The organism is Paenibacillus sp. MER TA 81-3, from assembly GCF_023713585.1.
In the GTDB taxonomy this organism is placed as follows: Bacteria; Bacillota; Bacilli; order Paenibacillales; family Paenibacillaceae; genus Paenibacillus_B; species Paenibacillus_B profundus.
On sequence record NZ_JAMAWB010000008.1, the window covers coordinates 19,031 to 36,318 of the forward strand.

The 17,288-nt window shown below is 48.5% G+C and carries 15 protein-coding genes; 11 read left to right on the forward strand and 4 right to left on the reverse strand.

Annotated elements, in window-relative coordinates:
- Positions 1 to 136 precede the first annotated feature (136 nt).
- A complete protein-coding gene (locus tag M3650_RS12865) occupies positions 137 to 1,000 on the reverse strand; it encodes a phosphatase PAP2 family protein (RefSeq protein ID WP_251575221.1) in 864 nt (287 codons plus the stop codon).
- A gap of 108 nt (positions 1,001 to 1,108) precedes the next feature.
- A complete protein-coding gene (locus M3650_RS12870) occupies positions 1,109 to 1,507 on the reverse strand; it encodes a TIGR04086 family membrane protein (protein WP_251575222.1) in 399 nt (132 codons plus the stop codon).
- Between the two features lie 173 nt (positions 1,508 to 1,680).
- Between M3650_RS12870 and M3650_RS12875 the strand changes: the two genes are divergently transcribed.
- Entirely contained in the window at positions 1,681 to 3,003 is a 1,323-nt protein-coding gene (locus M3650_RS12875; RefSeq protein ID WP_251575223.1) for an ArsB/NhaD family transporter, read from the forward strand.
- Between the two features lie 184 nt (positions 3,004 to 3,187).
- The gene (locus M3650_RS12880) at positions 3,188 to 4,006 is read left to right on the forward strand and encodes a DUF421 domain-containing protein (protein WP_251575224.1); all 819 of its coding nucleotides are present in this window, start codon (positions 3,188 to 3,190) and stop codon (positions 4,004 to 4,006) included.
- Positions 4,007 to 4,045: 39 nt separating this feature from the next.
- Here the strand turns inward: M3650_RS12880 and spoVB are convergent, their stop codons facing one another.
- On the reverse strand, positions 4,046 to 5,629 hold the full coding sequence (gene spoVB / locus M3650_RS12885) for a stage V sporulation protein B (protein WP_251575226.1): 1,584 nt from the start codon (positions 5,627 to 5,629) through the stop codon (positions 4,046 to 4,048).
- Between the two features lie 198 nt (positions 5,630 to 5,827).
- On the opposite strand from spoVB, the gene M3650_RS12890 reads away from it, so the two are divergent.
- The 6 genes from M3650_RS12890 (at position 5,828) to M3650_RS12915 (ending at position 12,666) form a co-directional block, all read left to right on the forward strand.
- Positions 5,828 to 6,082, forward strand: a complete 255-nt coding sequence (locus tag M3650_RS12890; RefSeq protein ID WP_251575228.1) for a post-transcriptional regulator — start codon at positions 5,828 to 5,830, stop codon at positions 6,080 to 6,082.
- Positions 6,083 to 6,352: 270 nt separating this feature from the next.
- Positions 6,353 to 7,621: a protein translocase subunit SecD gene (gene secD / locus M3650_RS12895; protein WP_251575230.1), complete on the forward strand. Its 1,269-nt coding sequence runs from the start codon at positions 6,353 to 6,355 to the stop codon at positions 7,619 to 7,621.
- The gene (gene secF, locus M3650_RS12900; RefSeq protein ID WP_251575231.1) at positions 7,611 to 8,522 is read left to right on the forward strand and encodes a protein translocase subunit SecF; all 912 of its coding nucleotides are present in this window, start codon (positions 7,611 to 7,613) and stop codon (positions 8,520 to 8,522) included. Before secD ends, secF begins: the two co-directional genes overlap by 11 nt.
- A 208-nt stretch (positions 8,523 to 8,730) precedes the next feature.
- The gene (locus M3650_RS12905) at positions 8,731 to 9,681 is read left to right on the forward strand and encodes a cation diffusion facilitator family transporter (protein WP_019423653.1); all 951 of its coding nucleotides are present in this window, start codon (positions 8,731 to 8,733) and stop codon (positions 9,679 to 9,681) included.
- A gap of 22 nt (positions 9,682 to 9,703) precedes the next feature.
- A complete protein-coding gene (gene recJ, locus M3650_RS12910) occupies positions 9,704 to 12,133 on the forward strand; it encodes a single-stranded-DNA-specific exonuclease RecJ (RefSeq protein ID WP_251575233.1) in 2,430 nt (809 codons plus the stop codon).
- Between the two features lie 20 nt (positions 12,134 to 12,153).
- Positions 12,154 to 12,666, forward strand: a complete 513-nt coding sequence (locus M3650_RS12915) for an adenine phosphoribosyltransferase (RefSeq protein WP_251575242.1) — start codon at positions 12,154 to 12,156, stop codon at positions 12,664 to 12,666.
- 83 nt (positions 12,667 to 12,749) lie between these two features.
- Here the strand turns inward: M3650_RS12915 and uraA are convergent, their stop codons facing one another.
- On the reverse strand, positions 12,750 to 14,012 hold the full coding sequence (gene uraA, locus M3650_RS12920; protein ID WP_019423650.1) for a uracil permease: 1,263 nt from the start codon (positions 14,010 to 14,012) through the stop codon (positions 12,750 to 12,752).
- 303 nt (positions 14,013 to 14,315) lie between these two features.
- On the opposite strand from uraA, the gene M3650_RS12925 reads away from it, so the two are divergent.
- The 3 genes from M3650_RS12925 to M3650_RS12935 all read left to right on the forward strand — a co-directional run bounded on the left by M3650_RS12925 (position 14,316) and on the right by M3650_RS12935 (position 17,281).
- On the forward strand, positions 14,316 to 16,496 hold the full coding sequence (locus tag M3650_RS12925; RefSeq protein ID WP_251575244.1) for a RelA/SpoT family protein: 2,181 nt from the start codon (positions 14,316 to 14,318) through the stop codon (positions 16,494 to 16,496).
- A gap of 33 nt (positions 16,497 to 16,529) precedes the next feature.
- Positions 16,530 to 16,973, forward strand: coding sequence for a D-aminoacyl-tRNA deacylase (gene dtd / locus M3650_RS12930; RefSeq protein ID WP_251575248.1), 444 nt, complete (start codon positions 16,530 to 16,532; stop codon positions 16,971 to 16,973).
- A gap of 164 nt (positions 16,974 to 17,137) precedes the next feature.
- Entirely contained in the window at positions 17,138 to 17,281 is a 144-nt protein-coding gene (locus M3650_RS12935; protein ID WP_233698117.1) for a hypothetical protein, read from the forward strand.
- Positions 17,282 to 17,288 lie beyond the last annotated feature (7 nt).

Here is a 17,288-nt window from a genome sequence, read left to right on the forward strand (position 1 = left end):
TATTTAGCAGCAATCAACAAAGAAGCGATACTCCGTTGAATAGGAGCATCGCTTTTTTGTTGTTGATGCATTAGCAAGCTGCCGGCTTGCTTGAGTCGTTATCCTTCGTGTTCAAAGGGAGGCGTTTTGAAAGCTCTTATAGCAATTCTTTGGAGTTGGGGTATGACTTGGCATAGGGCTTCTGTCGTGTTGGAAGCATCGTTCCCCAAAACATCTGAACACCAGCCAACTTCATGCCCATCCAGGCAGCGAAGACGGCGAGCATCGTTCCAGCCACCATATCGGTCAGCCAATGAATGCCGAGATAGAAGATGGAGAATACGATAATAATCGCACTAATAGCCGTAAAGATGGACCAACGCCGGTTACGGGACTGTGAAGCGAGCAAAGCGACAGTCACGGAGATGGAAGTGTGCAAGCTAGGGAAACAGTTATCGAGTCCAGATAAGGAGCGGTAACTTTCTTCAAAGCTCGGGAACACATCCAACATGCGGAACTTGACGCCTGCTGGCGGGTAAGACCACACTTCGTTAACCGGAAAGAATAAGTAGAAAGGTATGGCTACAATATAATTAATTATAATTGCATAACAGACCGCATGCGCCATGCGCATATTCCCGTTGGCTGTATAAATGGCGAGCGAACCTACAATTAACGCCTGAAACACAACAATATAGAAAAAAGACACAACTTGTGTAATAAGCGGGTGATTGAATATTTGCTGTACGCTATATACGAATTGTCCTTCCAAGCGATGAATATTGGCTGTGAAGTCCCAATTAATGTTAAGCCAACTTTCAATCGTAAGCTCCCATCCATTTATCATCAGAATAAGAATAAGTGCGATAAAGGCAAACAAGAACGAACGAGAAGTCCACAGTGCTTTCACAAAAGCGCTAACGACAGCCAACGGCTGTCGGCGCGAACCGAACCAAATTAGCAAGATGACGACTGCGACGGTCCAGAGCGTGACGGACTGCATGGAATGGAATAAAACCATGATAATCCCCCTAAGTATTGTCACATTGCAATGTTAAACTTCAATAGTATATCACAAATAGAGGGGGATTACATGAATCGAATGTTCCTATTCAATCATATGAATTGGTCATTTGCCCGTTCTGCTCATATTTACACCGATAATTCCACCCAAGGCCCCGATGCAAAAAGCAATGAGTACAAGCAGGAGCTTGGTGCCGCTAAGCCCTGCGTCCATAGCAAGAAAGCCAATAAGCAGAACGAGTATAGAATAGCATAAGCCAGTTATCCCGCCATAATACCAGCCTTTCTTGCCGCTTCGCCGTCCAGAAATCCATCCTCCGATAAAAAGAGCGATAGCATGGACAATATAAGTATAGCTTATCATATCATCTTCGCTGGCCGAACTGGAATATAACATAACGGATAAAGCTAAAGCGCCTAAGGCCATCCACACAAAGGCATAGACGACACCGGCCAATAACGGATGACTAACTTTCCAGTGGGAAACGCGCTGAATCGCATTCATGTTCAATTTCAATAACCCCTTTCCAAATTGGAACTGTTTAGTAATCATCGTATGGGCAAGCTGTACGAAATAGTACAAGGCGTAGACGAAAAAAAAAGTCGGGTGTTATAATGTGTGATCGATAAGTCCATAGTGAGTATGAAATACTCGAACAAGCAATTCACTAGAGAGGGATGGAATTTGTGGGACAAGATGCAGCAAGTTGGCAGGTGACCGCAGCGGTCATCATTTTTTTGGTTTCGTATGCCATCATAATTTCGGAAAAAATAAACCGAGCGATAATCGCTCTGCTCGGTGCAGTGGCTATGCTAATCCTCCAAATTGTAGATGTGCATACAGCATTTACAACTTATATTGAGTGGAATACAATTTTCCTGCTTGTCGGAATGATGATACTCGTCGGCATTACGAACAAGAGCGGGATATTTCAATATGCAGCCGTGAAGGCTGCGCAGAAAGCGAAAGGAAGGCCGATTCGCATATTGATTATTTTATTTTTGCTCACTTCTGTGGGCTCAGCCTTTCTGGATAATGTAACGACTGTCTTATTGATGGTGCCGATTACGTTCTCCATTACCCGCATGCTGAAAATCAATCCGGTGCCGTTTCTGATAGCTGAAGTCATTGCTTCAAATATTGGGGGAACGGCAACGCTTATCGGCGATCCGCCGAACATTATGATTGGATCTGCCAATAAGCATTTGACGTTTAATATGTTCTTGACCAACTTGGCACCGATTATCGCGGTCATCGTTGTCGCCGTCATCGGAATGCTAATTCTTATTTATCGCAAGCAACTAAAAGTATCGGATAGCCAGCGACATGCTTTGATGGAATTGTCAGCGGCGTCGTACATTTCTGATAAGCGGTTGGTGCGTAAATCTGTGACGGTTCTTCTCCTTACGATCGTTGGCTTCGTCCTGCATTCGGTCATTCATGTAGAAGCAGCTGTCGTCGCCATGGCAGGAGCTGCAGTGTTAATGCTCATCGGTCTGAAAAACGAAGAGGAGCTCGAAGAAGCATTGCACAAAGTGGAGTGGGTCACTATCCTGTTCTTTATCGGTTTGTTCATCCTCGTTGGCGGATTGATTGAAGCAGGCATTATCAAACAGCTGGCCCAAATGACGCTTAGTATAACAAACGGAGATATGACGAGCACTTCAATGCTTGTACTGTGGGTGTCGGGTATTGCGTCGGCAACGATAGATAATATCCCGTTCGTCGCAACGATGATTCCATTGCTTCAGGATGTGGGTACACAAATGGGCATTACAGACCCGAACCAGTTAAATCCGCTCTGGTGGTCATTGGCGCTGGGAGCCTGCTTAGGAGGAAACGGAACGCTTATCGGAGCCTCTGCAAACGTTATTGTGGCAGGCATGGCGCAGCGCGAAGGCAACGGCTTCAGTTACATGGATTTCCTGAAGATCGGGGCGCCGATTACCATCGTGTCGTTACTCATTTCTACCGTGTATATTCTACTATTCATCCTGTAACTTTTGATCTCGATATGTATTAACTCCACTCCTCCTTCTTCGAGGGATGTGCGCAACAGGAAGAAAGCGGATGGGAATATTTCAATAACTAAATGCTGAATGCCTTAGCGAAACGGCGGTCAGAATACCAATGAATGCGGCTTTCGCAATCCGACAATATCGGTACGCGAGGAGGGTGTTACATATGGAAATCTGGACCGTCGTTGTTCGTACGGTCGTCATGTATTTTACGGTGTTCATCGTGCTTCGTTTGATGGGAAAACGGGAAATCGGCAAGCTGTCCGTATTTGACCTCGTCATTTCCATTATGATTGCTGATGTTGCGGTATTTGTCATTGAGGACAAGAATCGGCCTTACTGGGAAGGATTTGTGCCCATAGGTGTGTTAATCATCATCCAAATCAGTCTGTCCTTTATGTCGTTGAAAAGTAGAAGGCTGCGGCTTCTTTTTGACGGGTTCCCGAGTATTGTAATAGCGAATGGGAATTTAAATCGGAAAGAAATGAGTAAGCAACGGTATAACCTGGATGATTTAATGCAACAGTTGCGTGAACAAGGCATCGATAATTTCGAGGACGTGAAGTATGCGATTCTGGAATCAACGGGGAAGCTGACCGTGTTCCTTACGGAGAATGCCAGCAGCTCCAACGGGCAGTCCAGCGGCGCCGATGATTCGGATTATCTGGATATAATGGGCATGTCCAGCGGCTCCTCAACATCAGGTGATGACAGTTCGGAAGCGTCCGCTGCAAATGCTTCAAGCAATACTAAACAGAAGAAGAAGCCTACCCTGCCCCAGCCCGATCGCTTTCGGTTTGCAACCTTACCTCTTCCCCTAATCATGGACGGTAAGGTGCAGGATGATAATCTACAAAGCATTAATAAGACGCGATTTTGGTTGAAAAATCAACTTCAGTTAAAAGGTGTAAACGAATTTAAACAAGTATTTTTCTGTTCAATTGATCATAAAGGGCATATGTTCATCGATCGGAAACAACCATAAGAGGTTCTCCAAAAAGCCCCTTTTGACTACGAGCATAGGTTATTTATGGTGCGGCTTCGGGGCGAACCACTGCCGGAGCAAAGGAAGCCGCGCCAAATCATCGCGATCAATGAGACGCATCAGGATAAGCAATAGAAGATAAACGACCACCCCAGCTAGGCATGAAACGATAAACTTGGCTAAAAATTGCCCCGAAGCTGCAGGAAAGTGCGTGTATACGGCCTGCATGCACCCCGCAGTAATAATCATCGCAGCAGCTACTTTTAAAAAGTCCATCCAAGGCATTTTGAGCTTTATATGATGAATGACCCCTATCCCATGAAGCATAGTGACGACAACCGTATTAATACATATAGCGATGACTGCACCATAGATGCCAAGACTTGGATTTGAAGTAAGCTGGACGATAAGAATGATCTTCAGCGCTGCTCCGATAAATGTATTTACCAATGCCGTGCCGGGACGTTCAAGCGCTTGCAAGGCGGCTTGAAGTGGAGCCTGCAAGTAAATGAAGACGGCGATGGGGGCCATCCATTTTAACATAGGCGCGACGCTCACATCGTTATAGAGCAGCGCACATAATGGGAGCGCCAATACGAACATGGCGACGGCAAACGGAGCGCCGCTGACCAGAGCGAGCCGCAGCGCTTGATGGATGCGCTTATGAATCGTCTCCATATCTTTGCGTCCTAATGCCTCAGACAGAGAAGGGACCAAGGAGACAGCCAGAGAATACGTCAATGCGCCTGGTAAGGTAAGTATAGGGATAATCATACCTTGCAAGGCTCCATATTGAGCGGTGGCAACTGCGGTAACGACACCCGCCATGGCTAAGCTTCGCGCAATCGTAATGGATTCCAATAAATAGGACAAGGAGCCGATGAGTCTTCCTCCGGTCACAGGCAGCGCAATATGGAGCAGGCGTGACATTTCGCTGCGTTGGTCTGCAGCAGGCTGCTCTGTCTTGACTTCATCGTCCGCTGCGGTCTGCTTCCGAGCAGAGCGCATGAGAAACATTAACACGAGCAGTCCCCCCAATTCACCAACAACGACGCCTGCCATGGCGCCAGCGGCAGCCCACTCGAGGCCATAGGGCAGGAACATATATGCAAATACGATGACGGCGACAATGCGGATGAGCGTCTCCGTGACTTGCGACATCGCGGTGGGGACCATGTTCTGCATGCCTTGAAAATAACCGCGCAGCACGGAAGAGATGGCGACGAACACAATGATCGGAGTCATCACGAGAAATGTATAATAGACCCGGCTGTCCGTCAGCAGCTTGGACGTAATCCATGGGGCCAGCACGACGTAGAGGACGGAGAAGATGATACCAGCGCTAACAGTGAGCTGCATGGCGGTCACTACAATTTTGCGAACGCGCTGCTTGTCCCCCGTAGCATCCGCCTCAGCGATAAGCTTGGCCACTGCTAGCGGAACTCCGCCTGTAATGAGTGTAATGATGACGATAAGAAACGGATAACCTAGCTGATAAATGCCTACTCCTTCTGCCCCGATAATGCGCGGAAGGGTAATGCGAGGTATAAACCCGAGAATCCGATTAATGATGCCTGCGGCCAATAAGATTAACGTTCCTTGTATAAACGATTGCTTTTTCACGGTTCATCCCTCTTCCGAAGCGGACTTGTCTACCTGTTATATCCATAGATATGCGGTTGTCCCTATTCCATGCCGATTCGTTCTATGAATGTCGCGCTGCAGGCAAGTTTTCTTTTTCTTACGCTTGGAAAAGATGTGGAGCAGGAATTCGGCACAGTGAGGTCGAATGTTGTCATAATTAGAAAGGGGATGTGCGGCATGTCTGAGCTGTGTACAGAACAAGAGCGCATTGAGGCTATCGAACTGTGCTGCATCAGTAAGGCGGAAGAGCTAAGGCTGCTTGGCTATGAGTACGTAACGGGAGAAGATGTATGGGAATGCGTCAGTGCAAAGTATAAAAAAAATAATGACAAGCCGGCGCTGCATCGCGTCGTGAATGACATACTGTCTTTAAAATCAACGCAATTTATGAACTATATGACCATGGCGGCTTTCCGGGGGGAACCCATTTAATGGAGGTTGTTCAAAAAACCTTTTATCTCGAACTAATATAGGTGAAAGCTAACTATGTAAAACAGAAACGCAGCTCATCATGCTCCGATAAGGAGCTTTTCTTCTGCAAACAAAAATAATAATTTTTTCCATGAAAATAGCGTGGAAACAGTATGTACAACGGTACAAGAGCACAGTGAATCCCGTTATCGCCATGATCCGTAAAATTGACTCGAAAAATGACCGCCGATATAATAGGAATATTGAATATGAAAGGGGACTTGGGACGATATGAAAAGGGTGCTCGCATTCCTGCTCATCGTTGTTGTATCGCTAGGCGTTATTGTTTGGACTAGCCCTTCGATCGTCAACAACATACGTCTCGGACTCGATTTAAAGGGCGGATTTGAGATTTTATATCAAGCATCGCCACTTGAACCGGGCGGGAAGATTACATCTGAGGCGCTGAGACAAACGGCAAAAAGCTTAGACAAGCGGATTAACGCGACAGGAACTAGTGAACCGGAAATTACGATTGAAGGTTCGGATCGCATCCGCGTAAAAATTGCCGACGTAAAAAACGAAGAGGAAGTACGCAAAAGATTGAAAGAACCTTCCGTGCTGACATTCCGCAGCTCTGACGGTTGTAAAGAAGCGACGGATTACTGCAAAGTGGAGTTGAAAGGTACGGACTTTGTAGAAGGTGGAGCAAGCGTTGTGTTCAATGATCTCCAGCAGCCGATCGTAGCGATTAAACTGAAGGATGCCAGCAAGTTCTCGGAAATTACGAAACGGTTGGCTTCCTTGGCACCAGAACAACGGAATCGCCTTGCCATTTTCATGGACGAGCATTTGATTTCCGATCCGGCAGTCAGCTACGAAATTTCAGGTGGGGAAGCAACCATTACGGGTCAACGCACGAACGAGGAAGCGAACGAGCTTCGGGATACGATTAATTTAGGGGCGTTGCCGCTGAAGCTGACCGAGAAATACTCGCAAAGCGTTGCTGCAACACTCGGTAAATTGTCACTCGATCAGACCGTGAAAGCGGGCTTAATCGGCACAGCGCTTATCCTTCTATTTATGCTGATCGTGTATCGCTTGCCTGGCGTTATCGCAAGCTTCTCGCTTATCCTGTTCACGTGGATGCTGCTCATCGTGTTCTGGCTATCCGAGATTACGCTAACGTTGCCGGGGATTGCGGCATTTATTTTGGGGCTCGGGATGGCCGTGGATGCCAATATTATTACGTACGAACGGATTAAGGAAGAGCTTCGCAGCGGCAAATCGATTAACTCTTCCATGAAAGCCGGTTCCAAGAACTCCTTCCGTACGATTATGGATGCGAACATCACGACGATTATTGCTGGTGTCGTAATGTACGTTCTTGGAGAAAGCCAAGTTAAGGGCTTCGCGCTCATATTGATGATGACTGTTATCGTCAGTATCTTTACGAACGTGTTCCTCTCCCGTATTTTCCTGCACATGCTTGTGAAAGCACATGTGTTGACCAAACCGGGATATTTCGGCGTAAAGGAGAGTGAAATCCGTGCGCTTTAAGGGAACATTCAACTTTGTTCATTCCAGCAAGTATTTCTTTATTTTTTCCATCGTCATTACGATTCTTGGGGCGGTATCACTCGGCGTATTTGGCTTGAACTACGGCGTTGACTTCAGTTCGGGCACGAATGTGGATATCACTTCGACGAAGACGATAGAGAAGACTCAGGTTGACGATTTGTTGAAATCGTATGATTTCAAGAAGGAACCCATTATTACGACGGGGGCCGAACGGATGACCATTCGCTTTAGCGAAGTGTTGACCGAGCCGCAAGAGAAGCAGTTTAAAGCTGATTTCAACAAGATTGATCCCGGGGCTTCCTTCGAAATCAGTACAGTTGACGTTGAGATCGCACGTGAGCTGCAGCGCAACGCACTGCTTGCTGTCGGGATTGCCAGCTTAGGAATTATTCTTTACGTCAGCATCCGGTTCGAATGGCGCTTTGCGGTCTCGGCGGTTGTAGCCCTGCTGCATGACGCATTCATGGTTATCAGCTTGTTCTCAATTCTCAGGCTTGAGGTTAACCTGCCGTTCATCATTGCGATTCTGACGATTATCGGTTATTCGATCAACGATACAATCGTTATTTTTGACCGTATACGAGAAAATCTGCGGTTTTCAAAAGTTAAAAACATTCATGACCTGGCACACTTGGTCAATGACAGCATCTATCAGACGCTGACTCGTTCTATTAATACGGTGTTGACCGTGCTGGTTGCGGCACTCTGCTTGTTCATCTTCGGCAGTGAATCGATTCGCATGTTCTCACTGGCGATTCTGTTCGGCTTGGGATTCGGTGCGTACTCCTCCATCTTCATCGCGAGCCCGCTCTGGGTTGTACTGAAGAGCAAGGAGAAAAAGAAACCGAAGGCATCTACCAAGACACAGCAAGCACAATAACATAATTGCGAAGTCAATGCTGCCTATTTCACTTGCGTGAAATAGCAAAAATTTTCGTTTCTTCTCATATTTGGGAGGAAAGAAACATACGATAAAGCCGCGTCCGTTTGTGACGCGGCTTTGGCGTTGTGCGGCAGCGTGCCTCTCATCGGTTGAAGATCAAGCTGCCAACGCCACAGACATAATGTGATACAAACGAGGGATGTAAATGTCTACTGACCGTTTTGCCAAAGCTGAGACAGGTGCATGGATAGGGATCATCGGAAATGTCGTTCTTGCTGCAGTGAAAGGAGCTGCCGGCTTTTTGTCCGGAAGTCAAGCACTTATCGCTGATGCATTCCACTCCGCCTCCGATGTAGCAGGCTCCTTTGCCGTGCTCATTGGCTTGAAGGCAGCCAAGCGTCCGCCGGATAAGGATCATCCCTACGGACATGGAAAAGCGGAATCGATTGCGGCCATTATCGTCTCGGTATTGCTTCTTGTCGTTGGACTTGAACTGGCGATTTCTGCGGTCAAATCGATTTGGAACGGACAAGTGGAAATACCGAAATGGTATGCACTCGCGGCAATTATGTTATCCATTGTGGCCAAAGAAGGAATGTTCCAGTATAAATATCGTTTAGGCAAAAGACTCTCTTCCCAAGCTCTTATCGCGAATGCATGGGAGCATCGCTCGGACGTGTATTCGTCCATCGCGGCGTTAATCGGAGTCGGTGCAGCGATGATTGGGGGGCAGCTCAACATTGGTTGGCTGCTGTATATGGACCCTGCTGCGGGTGCCGCTGTTGCTGTACTAGTATTGCATATGGGCTATAAACTTGTCATGGATTCCATCCATTCGACGATGGATCATGTCCTTCACGACGAAGAAGCTAATCCGCTCATCCGTGCGGTGCAAACGGTCGATGGTGTTATTACCGTTGATGAGCTGCGCGCACGGGAGCATGGTCATTACGTCATCGTAGATGTTAAAATAAGCGTAAACCCGCGCATGACGGTAGCTGAAGGACATATGATCGCCAAGCGGGTCAAAAATCATTTGCTGCAGCGCTTTTTACACGTTGCCGATGTCTTTGTTCATGTGAATCCGTTCGATCCTGGGTATCCTTACCGAATGCAGGATCAAGTCCGGGAGGACACGACAACCTTATTGCAATAGATGTTGATAAAGGAGAGGAAGGATGCTTCATCCACGCTCGCGGTGGATCTGTGCGGAAACATCGGAAGCCCGCGTTGAACAGTTGGCGCGCGAAGCCAATATTTCGAAGCTGCTGGCGCGTATGTTCATGGTGCGCGGGGTAGAAGATACGGAGCAGATTCATCGTTTTCTAAATGCTGATGTTGAACTTATGCACAATCCGTTCCTTATGGCCGGTATGGAAATGGCAGTGGAACGGATTCGACAAGCAATTGCCAATAATGAACGAATTCGCATTTATGGGGATTACGATGCAGACGGGGTGTCGAGCACCTCATTGATGATTTATGTGATGCGTCATTTGCAGGCGAACTTTGATTACTACATTCCGCATCGGGCCAACGAAGGTTACGGCTTGAATAAGGCAGCGATCGATCACGCGAAAGCGGCAGGCTGTACGCTCATCGTCACTGTCGATACGGGAATAAGCGCCCTCGAAGAAGTTGCATACGCCAAGGAGTTAAGCATTGATGTCGTTGTCACGGACCATCATGAGCCGCCGGAACAACTTCCTGACGCTTACGTTCTCGTTAATCCGAAGCTTCCATACTGCACGTATCCGTTCAAAGGATTAGCAGGCGTAGGAGTTGCCTTTAAAGTCGCTCATGCACTGCTTGGACGCTTGCCAGAGGAATGGCTGGAGCTGGCTGCCATCGGCACGGTGGCGGATCTGATGCCGCTTATCGATGAGAACCGGATCATTGTCCAAAAAGCGTTGAAACGTATGGGTCGTTCCGATTATACGGGGATACGAGCCTTAATGAGAATCGGCGGTATCGAACCGAACCATGTAACATCGACAGATATCGCCTTCTCGATGGCGCCGCGAATCAATGCCAGCGGACGGCTCGATCATGCGGATACGGCAGTACAGCTTTTGACGACGGATGATGACGAGACGGCCCAAGCGTGCGCGGAAGAGCTCGATCGGCTGAATCGGGAGCGGCAAAAGATTGTGGAAAGTATCGTGAAGGAAGCGGAAGCCCAACTGGAAAAAAAGATAGAACAGAGAGAAGGCGTTCCTCACGTCATCGTGCTTGCAGCCGCAGGATGGAATGTTGGAGTCATCGGTATTGTCGCTTCTAAAATATTAGAGCGATATTATCGGCCTACATTCGTGTTAGGTATTGATCCAGAGAGCGGTATGTGTAAAGGTTCAGCCCGATCCATCCCCGGATTTGACCTGTATGAAGCGATGACCGACTGCGCCGAGCTGTTCGAGCATTACGGAGGCCATCAGGCTGCAGCGGGTATGACGCTCCATCAGGATAAGCTTGAGGAACTGGAACGATGCTTGAATGAGTCAGCTCAAGCGAAGCTGAAGGAAGAACACTTCATGCCTAGCGTGGAAGTGGACGCGGAATGTGAAGTGTCAGACGTTCCGCTATCCGAGATTGAGCAGTTGGAACGTCTCGCTCCATTCGGAATGGGCAATCCAAGCCCTCGTGTCGTCATTCGCAATGCGATCGTGCGCGATAAGCGGACGATGGGTAAAGAAGGTCAACATTTGAAGTTGATGTTGGCGAAAGACCGTGCTACATTGGATGCGGTAGCTTTTCATCGCGGCAGCTTGTCGCATCGAATCGCCTCCGATGTGAGGGCAGATGTGCTTGGCGAACTGTCGGTAAACGAATGGAACGGCCAGCGCAAGCCTCAACTTATGATGCAGGATATTCGCATTGCAGAGCGGCAATTGTTCGATATGCGAGCCACCTCCAATGCTGTGGATAAGGCAGTTGAGTTGGCTAGAATATTAGAACAGGACGCGCCGCAATCATGCGCTCTTGTCTTGACACGGGAGCAGGCGGGTGTATATGCAGCCGAGCCGTATGTATGGCTGTACAGCGATGAGGAGAAGGGACCTGTCATTATTCCGGGTGCCTGGGGTTGGAAAGCGGACGATGCATTCGTTGCCGACCTGTCAAGCCATGTGCGAGAACTAGTCATCTGCGGCATGCCGCCAAGCGAGGAAGAATTCGAACGAGTGGCCCTGCAGCTGCCGGACGTCGAAAGAATATATGTCATCCTGCCCCGGCAACCGGAGGGAGGACGGCTGCACTCGCCTGAACGGGAACGCATCGCTCGCGCTTATAGTGAATTGAGACGATTGGCAACATGGGACACCGAACCGGCACTATTACAGTCACTTGCCTCTCGATTGAACATGAGCGATAGAGAACTGTTGCTCCTGTTCGCTGTATTTCAAGATTTGGACTTTATAACATGTATATTATCTCAAGAAAAAGTAACCTATCGCATCGTGGAGCAGCCTCAGAAGACTTCACTTGAACAATCGCAGCGCTATCAGGATTGGATGATTGCCTCCGCCTGGGAAAGTCGTTGGTATGAACCAGCGACAGAGGCTTTTGCGGCTTGGCTCTGGTCATGCTGGGACCGTGTGCGCGGTGTATAACCAATTTAGGAGGAATTCGTATGGATTTTAAATCGTACATTCGTGTCATCCCTGACTTTCCACAACCGGGAATCAGCTTCAAGGACATTACAACGCTGCTCAAGGACGGTCCAGCTTATCAAGCTTCGATCGCAGCGATGAAAGAATTGGTCAAGGATAAGCAAATCGATCTGGTTGCTGGTCCGGAAGCGCGCGGGTTTGTTGTAGGCGCGCCGCTCGCCTTGTCCATCGGAGCTGGCTTTGTGCCTATTCGCAAGAGCGGGAAGCTGCCAGGCGACACGATTGAAGCCGGATATAATCTGGAGTACGGCAAAGACAAGCTGGCGATGCACAAAGATGCGATTCAACCGGGTCAGAAAGTGCTTATCGCCGATGATTTGCTCGCTACCGGCGGTACGATTTCCACTTCCATCGACTTGGTTCGCCAATTGGGCGGCGAAGTCGTAGGCGCATTGTTCTTGATCGAGCTTAGCTACTTGAACGGTCGGGACAAGCTGAAGGATATTGATGTGTTCACGCTTCTCACGTATTAATCCGACCTAAACAAAATCCCCTTGGAACCGTGTTCCAAGGGGATTTTCTCTAAGTGAGTGTTCCAACAAGTTATTAGCTGTCGCTATTCGTTAGACAGGCGAAGCTTGTCGATGATGATGAAGAACAAGTTCAGGAAGATAGCGAGCACGGTCGCAAGCGCCATTCCTTTCAATTCGACGGCACCGAGCTGCAGCTTCGCACCACTAATGCCAATGACGATAACAAGCGTCGTCAAGAGCAGGTTTTTAGGCTTGCTGAAGTCAACTTTAGAATCGACCAGCACACGCAGGCCTGAAGCTGCGATGACCCCGAACAGCAAGAGTGATACGCCGCCCATGACCGGAACCGGAATGTTGGCGATAAGCGCAGATACCTTGCCGAAGAACGACATCAGCACGGCAAATACGGCCGCTCCGCCGATAACCCACACCGAGTAGACACGTGTCAGCGCCATGACGCCAATGTTCTCTCCATACGTCGTATTTGGCGTGGAGCCAAGGAAGCCGGAAATAACGGTGGAAACCCCGTTGCCAAGCAAGGAGCGGTGCAATCCCGGATCCTTGGACAAGTCTCTGCCTACGATATTGCTTGTCACCATCAAGTGACCGATATGCTCGACGACGACGACGAGCGCGGCAGGTATGATGATGGCAATTGCCGTCAAATTCCACTCAGGGAACGTAAATGTCGGCGTTTTAAAGAAGGCGGCTTCTGCAACGAGGCTCATTTTAACTTCTCCCATAAAGTACGCGACGACATATCCAGTTATAATTCCAATGAGCACAGGAATGATTTTAAAGAAGCCACGGAACATGACGTTCCCGATTATCGTTGTCCCGAGCGTGATCAGCGCGAGAGTGATAGCAGTCGAATCTAGCGGCGCATCCGGACTGGCCGGAATGAGTCCCGACATGCCAGCAGCGACCGGCACGAGTTCCAGACCGATAACGGCTACAATTGCGCCCATGGCTGCAGGAGGGAACAGAACATCCAGCCAGCGCGTGCCAACCCATTTGACGATTAACGCCACGAGAATGAAGATGATTCCGGATACGATAAATCCGCCGAGCGCCTGTGCGTAGTTCTCAGTCTTCCCGGCCAGTACGACGGTCACCGGGGAGATGAAGGCGAAGCTCGATCCCAGATAAGCGGGGATGAGACCGCGGCATAAGACGAGATAGAACAGGGTGCCAAGGCCGTTCATAAGCAGTACGATACCCGGATCGATGTGGAATAGGTTGGGTACGAGAACGGTTGAGCCGAACATGGCGAACAGATGTTGAATGCTAAGCAGCAGTCCCGGGGCGAGGCCCGGTTTCTCATGCACTTGAATTTCGCGTTGCAAGGCGAATGCACTCCTTTAATATGTAATTGTAATTGGCCGCACAATGAAGTTTCAGACCCAACTATATAATTTACATGTTGTTAGGGTTTCATTTCAACAACAAATTTTACGATATCGATAAAAAAGTAACATGTATATAAAAAAATACGTTTCTTTATCAAAGTTTGACAGCAATGGACATCGGACATTGACAAAGCAATTTCGAGACCATTGACGGGAGACACCGAATAAAGGCATAATTATAGGATAATCTGTAGTCTAGGGGTACAGCCCCGGATGTAGAAAGGAATCGAAACGACTCCAATGGGCATCGAGCAATTATTAATGAAGGCTTCGACCTATATGAAAGACCCGGACCTGCAGCGTATTCACGAAGCTTACGAATTTGCCGACAGAGCGCATTCCGGACAAGTTCGGAAGTCTGGTGAACCTTATATATTGCATCCACTGGCGGTCGCAGATATTGTTGTGAACATGCAGATGGATCCAACCTCCGCCGTGGCAGCGCTGTTGCACGATGTCGTTGAGGATACGTCTGTGTCGCTGGAGGAAGTGCATGCGAAGTTCGGGGAAACCTGTGCGATGCTTGTCGACGGTTTGACGAAGCTGGAACGCATTCAGTTCCGATCCAAAGAGGAACAGCAGAACGAGAACTATCGCAAAATGTTCATCGCCATGGCGAAGGATATCCGCGTTATTGTCATCAAGCTGGCGGATCGGCTGCACAATATGCGCACGTTGAAGTATCAGTCAGAAGAAAGCCAGCGCCGTATCGCGTATGAGACATTGGAAATCTTCTGCCCGATCGCTCACCGACTCGGGATATCTGCGATCAAATGGGAAATGGAAGATATTGCGCTTCGTTACTTGAATCCGCAGCAGTATTACCGCATCGCGAATTTAATGCATAAGAAACGTGCCGAACGAGAGCAGTATATTTCCGACGTTATCGCTCGCATCAAAGAGAAGCTGGATGAGATGGGAATTACGGCTGATTTGTCTGGAAGGCCGAAGCATATTTATAGCGTTTATAAGAAAATGACTGCAAAAAATAAGCAGTTTAATGAAATTTATGATTTATTGGCGATTAGGATTATTGTCGATAACATTAAAGACTGTTACGCGACGCTTGGCATCATCCATACGCTGTGGAAGCCGATGCCTGGCCGCTTTAAGGACTATATTGCAATGCCGAAGGCAAATATGTACCAGTCGCTTCATACGACGGTCATCGGCCCGACAGGAGAGCCGACAGAGGTGCAGATTCGCACATGGGAAATGCATCGCACGGCAGAATACGGGATTGCTGCCCACTGGGCCTATAAAGAAGGAAATACTTCCATAGGGGGCAGCTTTGAAGAAAAGATGACGTTTTTGCGTGAAATCCTGGATTTACAGCAGGAGACGAAGGATGCGCAGGAATTTGTCGAATCGCTCAAGATGGATTTCTTCTCGGACTCGGTATTCGTCTTCACACCGAAGGGAGAGGTTATCGAGCTTCCGACTGGATCGGTGCCGCTTGATTTCGCCTACCGCATTCATACCGAGGTCGGGAACCGCACGATTGGCGCCAAGGTGAATGGTCGAATCGTACCGCTTGATCATAAGCTAAAGACCGGAGATATCATTGAAATTTTAACGTCGAAGCATTCGTACGGTCCAAGCTCGGACTGGGTCAAAATTGCTCAATCCTCGCATGCGCGCTCGAAAATTAAGCAATGGTTCAAAAAAGAGAAGCGTGAAGAAAATGTGCAAAAAGGGCGCGACATGATTGAGCGCGAGTTAAAACGACTCGGCTTAGAGCCGCCTGCTTGGATGTCCGATGACAAATTGCTCGAATCAGCGAAGAAATTCTCGTTTAACGATATTGAGGATATGATGTCAGCCATCGGCTTCGGCGGCATTACGGCAGCGCAAATCTGTACGCGCTTGACGGAGAAGCTGCGCAAGGAAGCAGAGGAAGCGAATCAGATTGAACTGACGCACGAAGTGAAGGAAGTCAAGAAAGAGTCGGAACGCAAATCCCGGCCGACCCATGGCGTCAGCGTCAGAGGCATCGATAATTTGCTTGTCCGCTTTGCCCGTTGCTGCAATCCGGTGCCCGGCGATGATATTGTTGGGTATGTGACGCGTGGACGCGGCGTATCGGTACATCGTGCGGACTGCTTGAATATCCCTACGACAGCGGATGGGGAAGAAGCGGAACGAATCATTGACGTGGCCTGGGGCGAATCAGTCGAGGCGAATTATAGCGTCGATATCGAGATTACAGGGATGGATCGGCGCGGATTTCTAAATGAGGTGCTGCAGGCTGTATCAGAGAGCAAAACGAATATCGCCGCAGTATCTGGTCGGTCCGACCGCAACAAGCTGGCGATGATCCATATGACGATTCTCATTCGGAACACAGATCATCTTCAAGCTGTCGTCGAGAAGATTAAACGAGTAAAGGATGTATACACGGTGCAGCGAATTATGCAATAATTCGCTGCTTTTTTTTCATAAGGAGGAACAAAGGTGAAAGTCGTTGTACAACGGTGCAAAGAAGCCCGCGTCACTGTGGGTGATGAAATGGTAGGTCAGATTGCAGAAGGACTTATGCTGCTCGTAGGCATAACGCATGAGGATACGGAACAGGATGTGAACTGGATGGCGGACAAGGTGGCCGGTCTGCGTATTTTTGAGGATGAAGAGGAGAAGATGAATTTCTCTGTTCAAGATGTGAACGGCGCCATTCTTTCCGTTTCCCAATTTACGTTATATGGGGACTGCCGCAAAGGGAGACGACCGAATTTCATGTCTGCGGCCAGACCGGATCAAGCGGAACGGTTCTACGAGCTATTTAACGAACGGCTGCGTTCTTTAGGCCTGACGGTAGAGACTGGCCGTTTCGGCGCGATGATGGATGTCAGCTTCACTAACTGGGGGCCGGTTACTCTTATTATCGACAGCCAAGGCTGAGCTTAATGATAAGGGAACGTGCCATGATTAATGAACAAAGGAACCGCCCATACTAATAGTGCGATATGAAATAAGTCTTGTTACAAAAAGTGTGTGTTCAAGCTGCCGGATGATCTTCGTGATCAAAAGGGACTTTTTGAACAACCTCTAAAAGGAGTTATATCGTGCGGCAGTCTTTACATCAATTGGCGATACAATACAGTTCATTAACATCGGCGCAATCGTTGAAGGAATCAGCTAAGCTATTGCGTGGCGAAGCAGAACATCAGGACGCGCTTCGCCGCAGCGGAGCACATATGAAACGTTAGCATAATG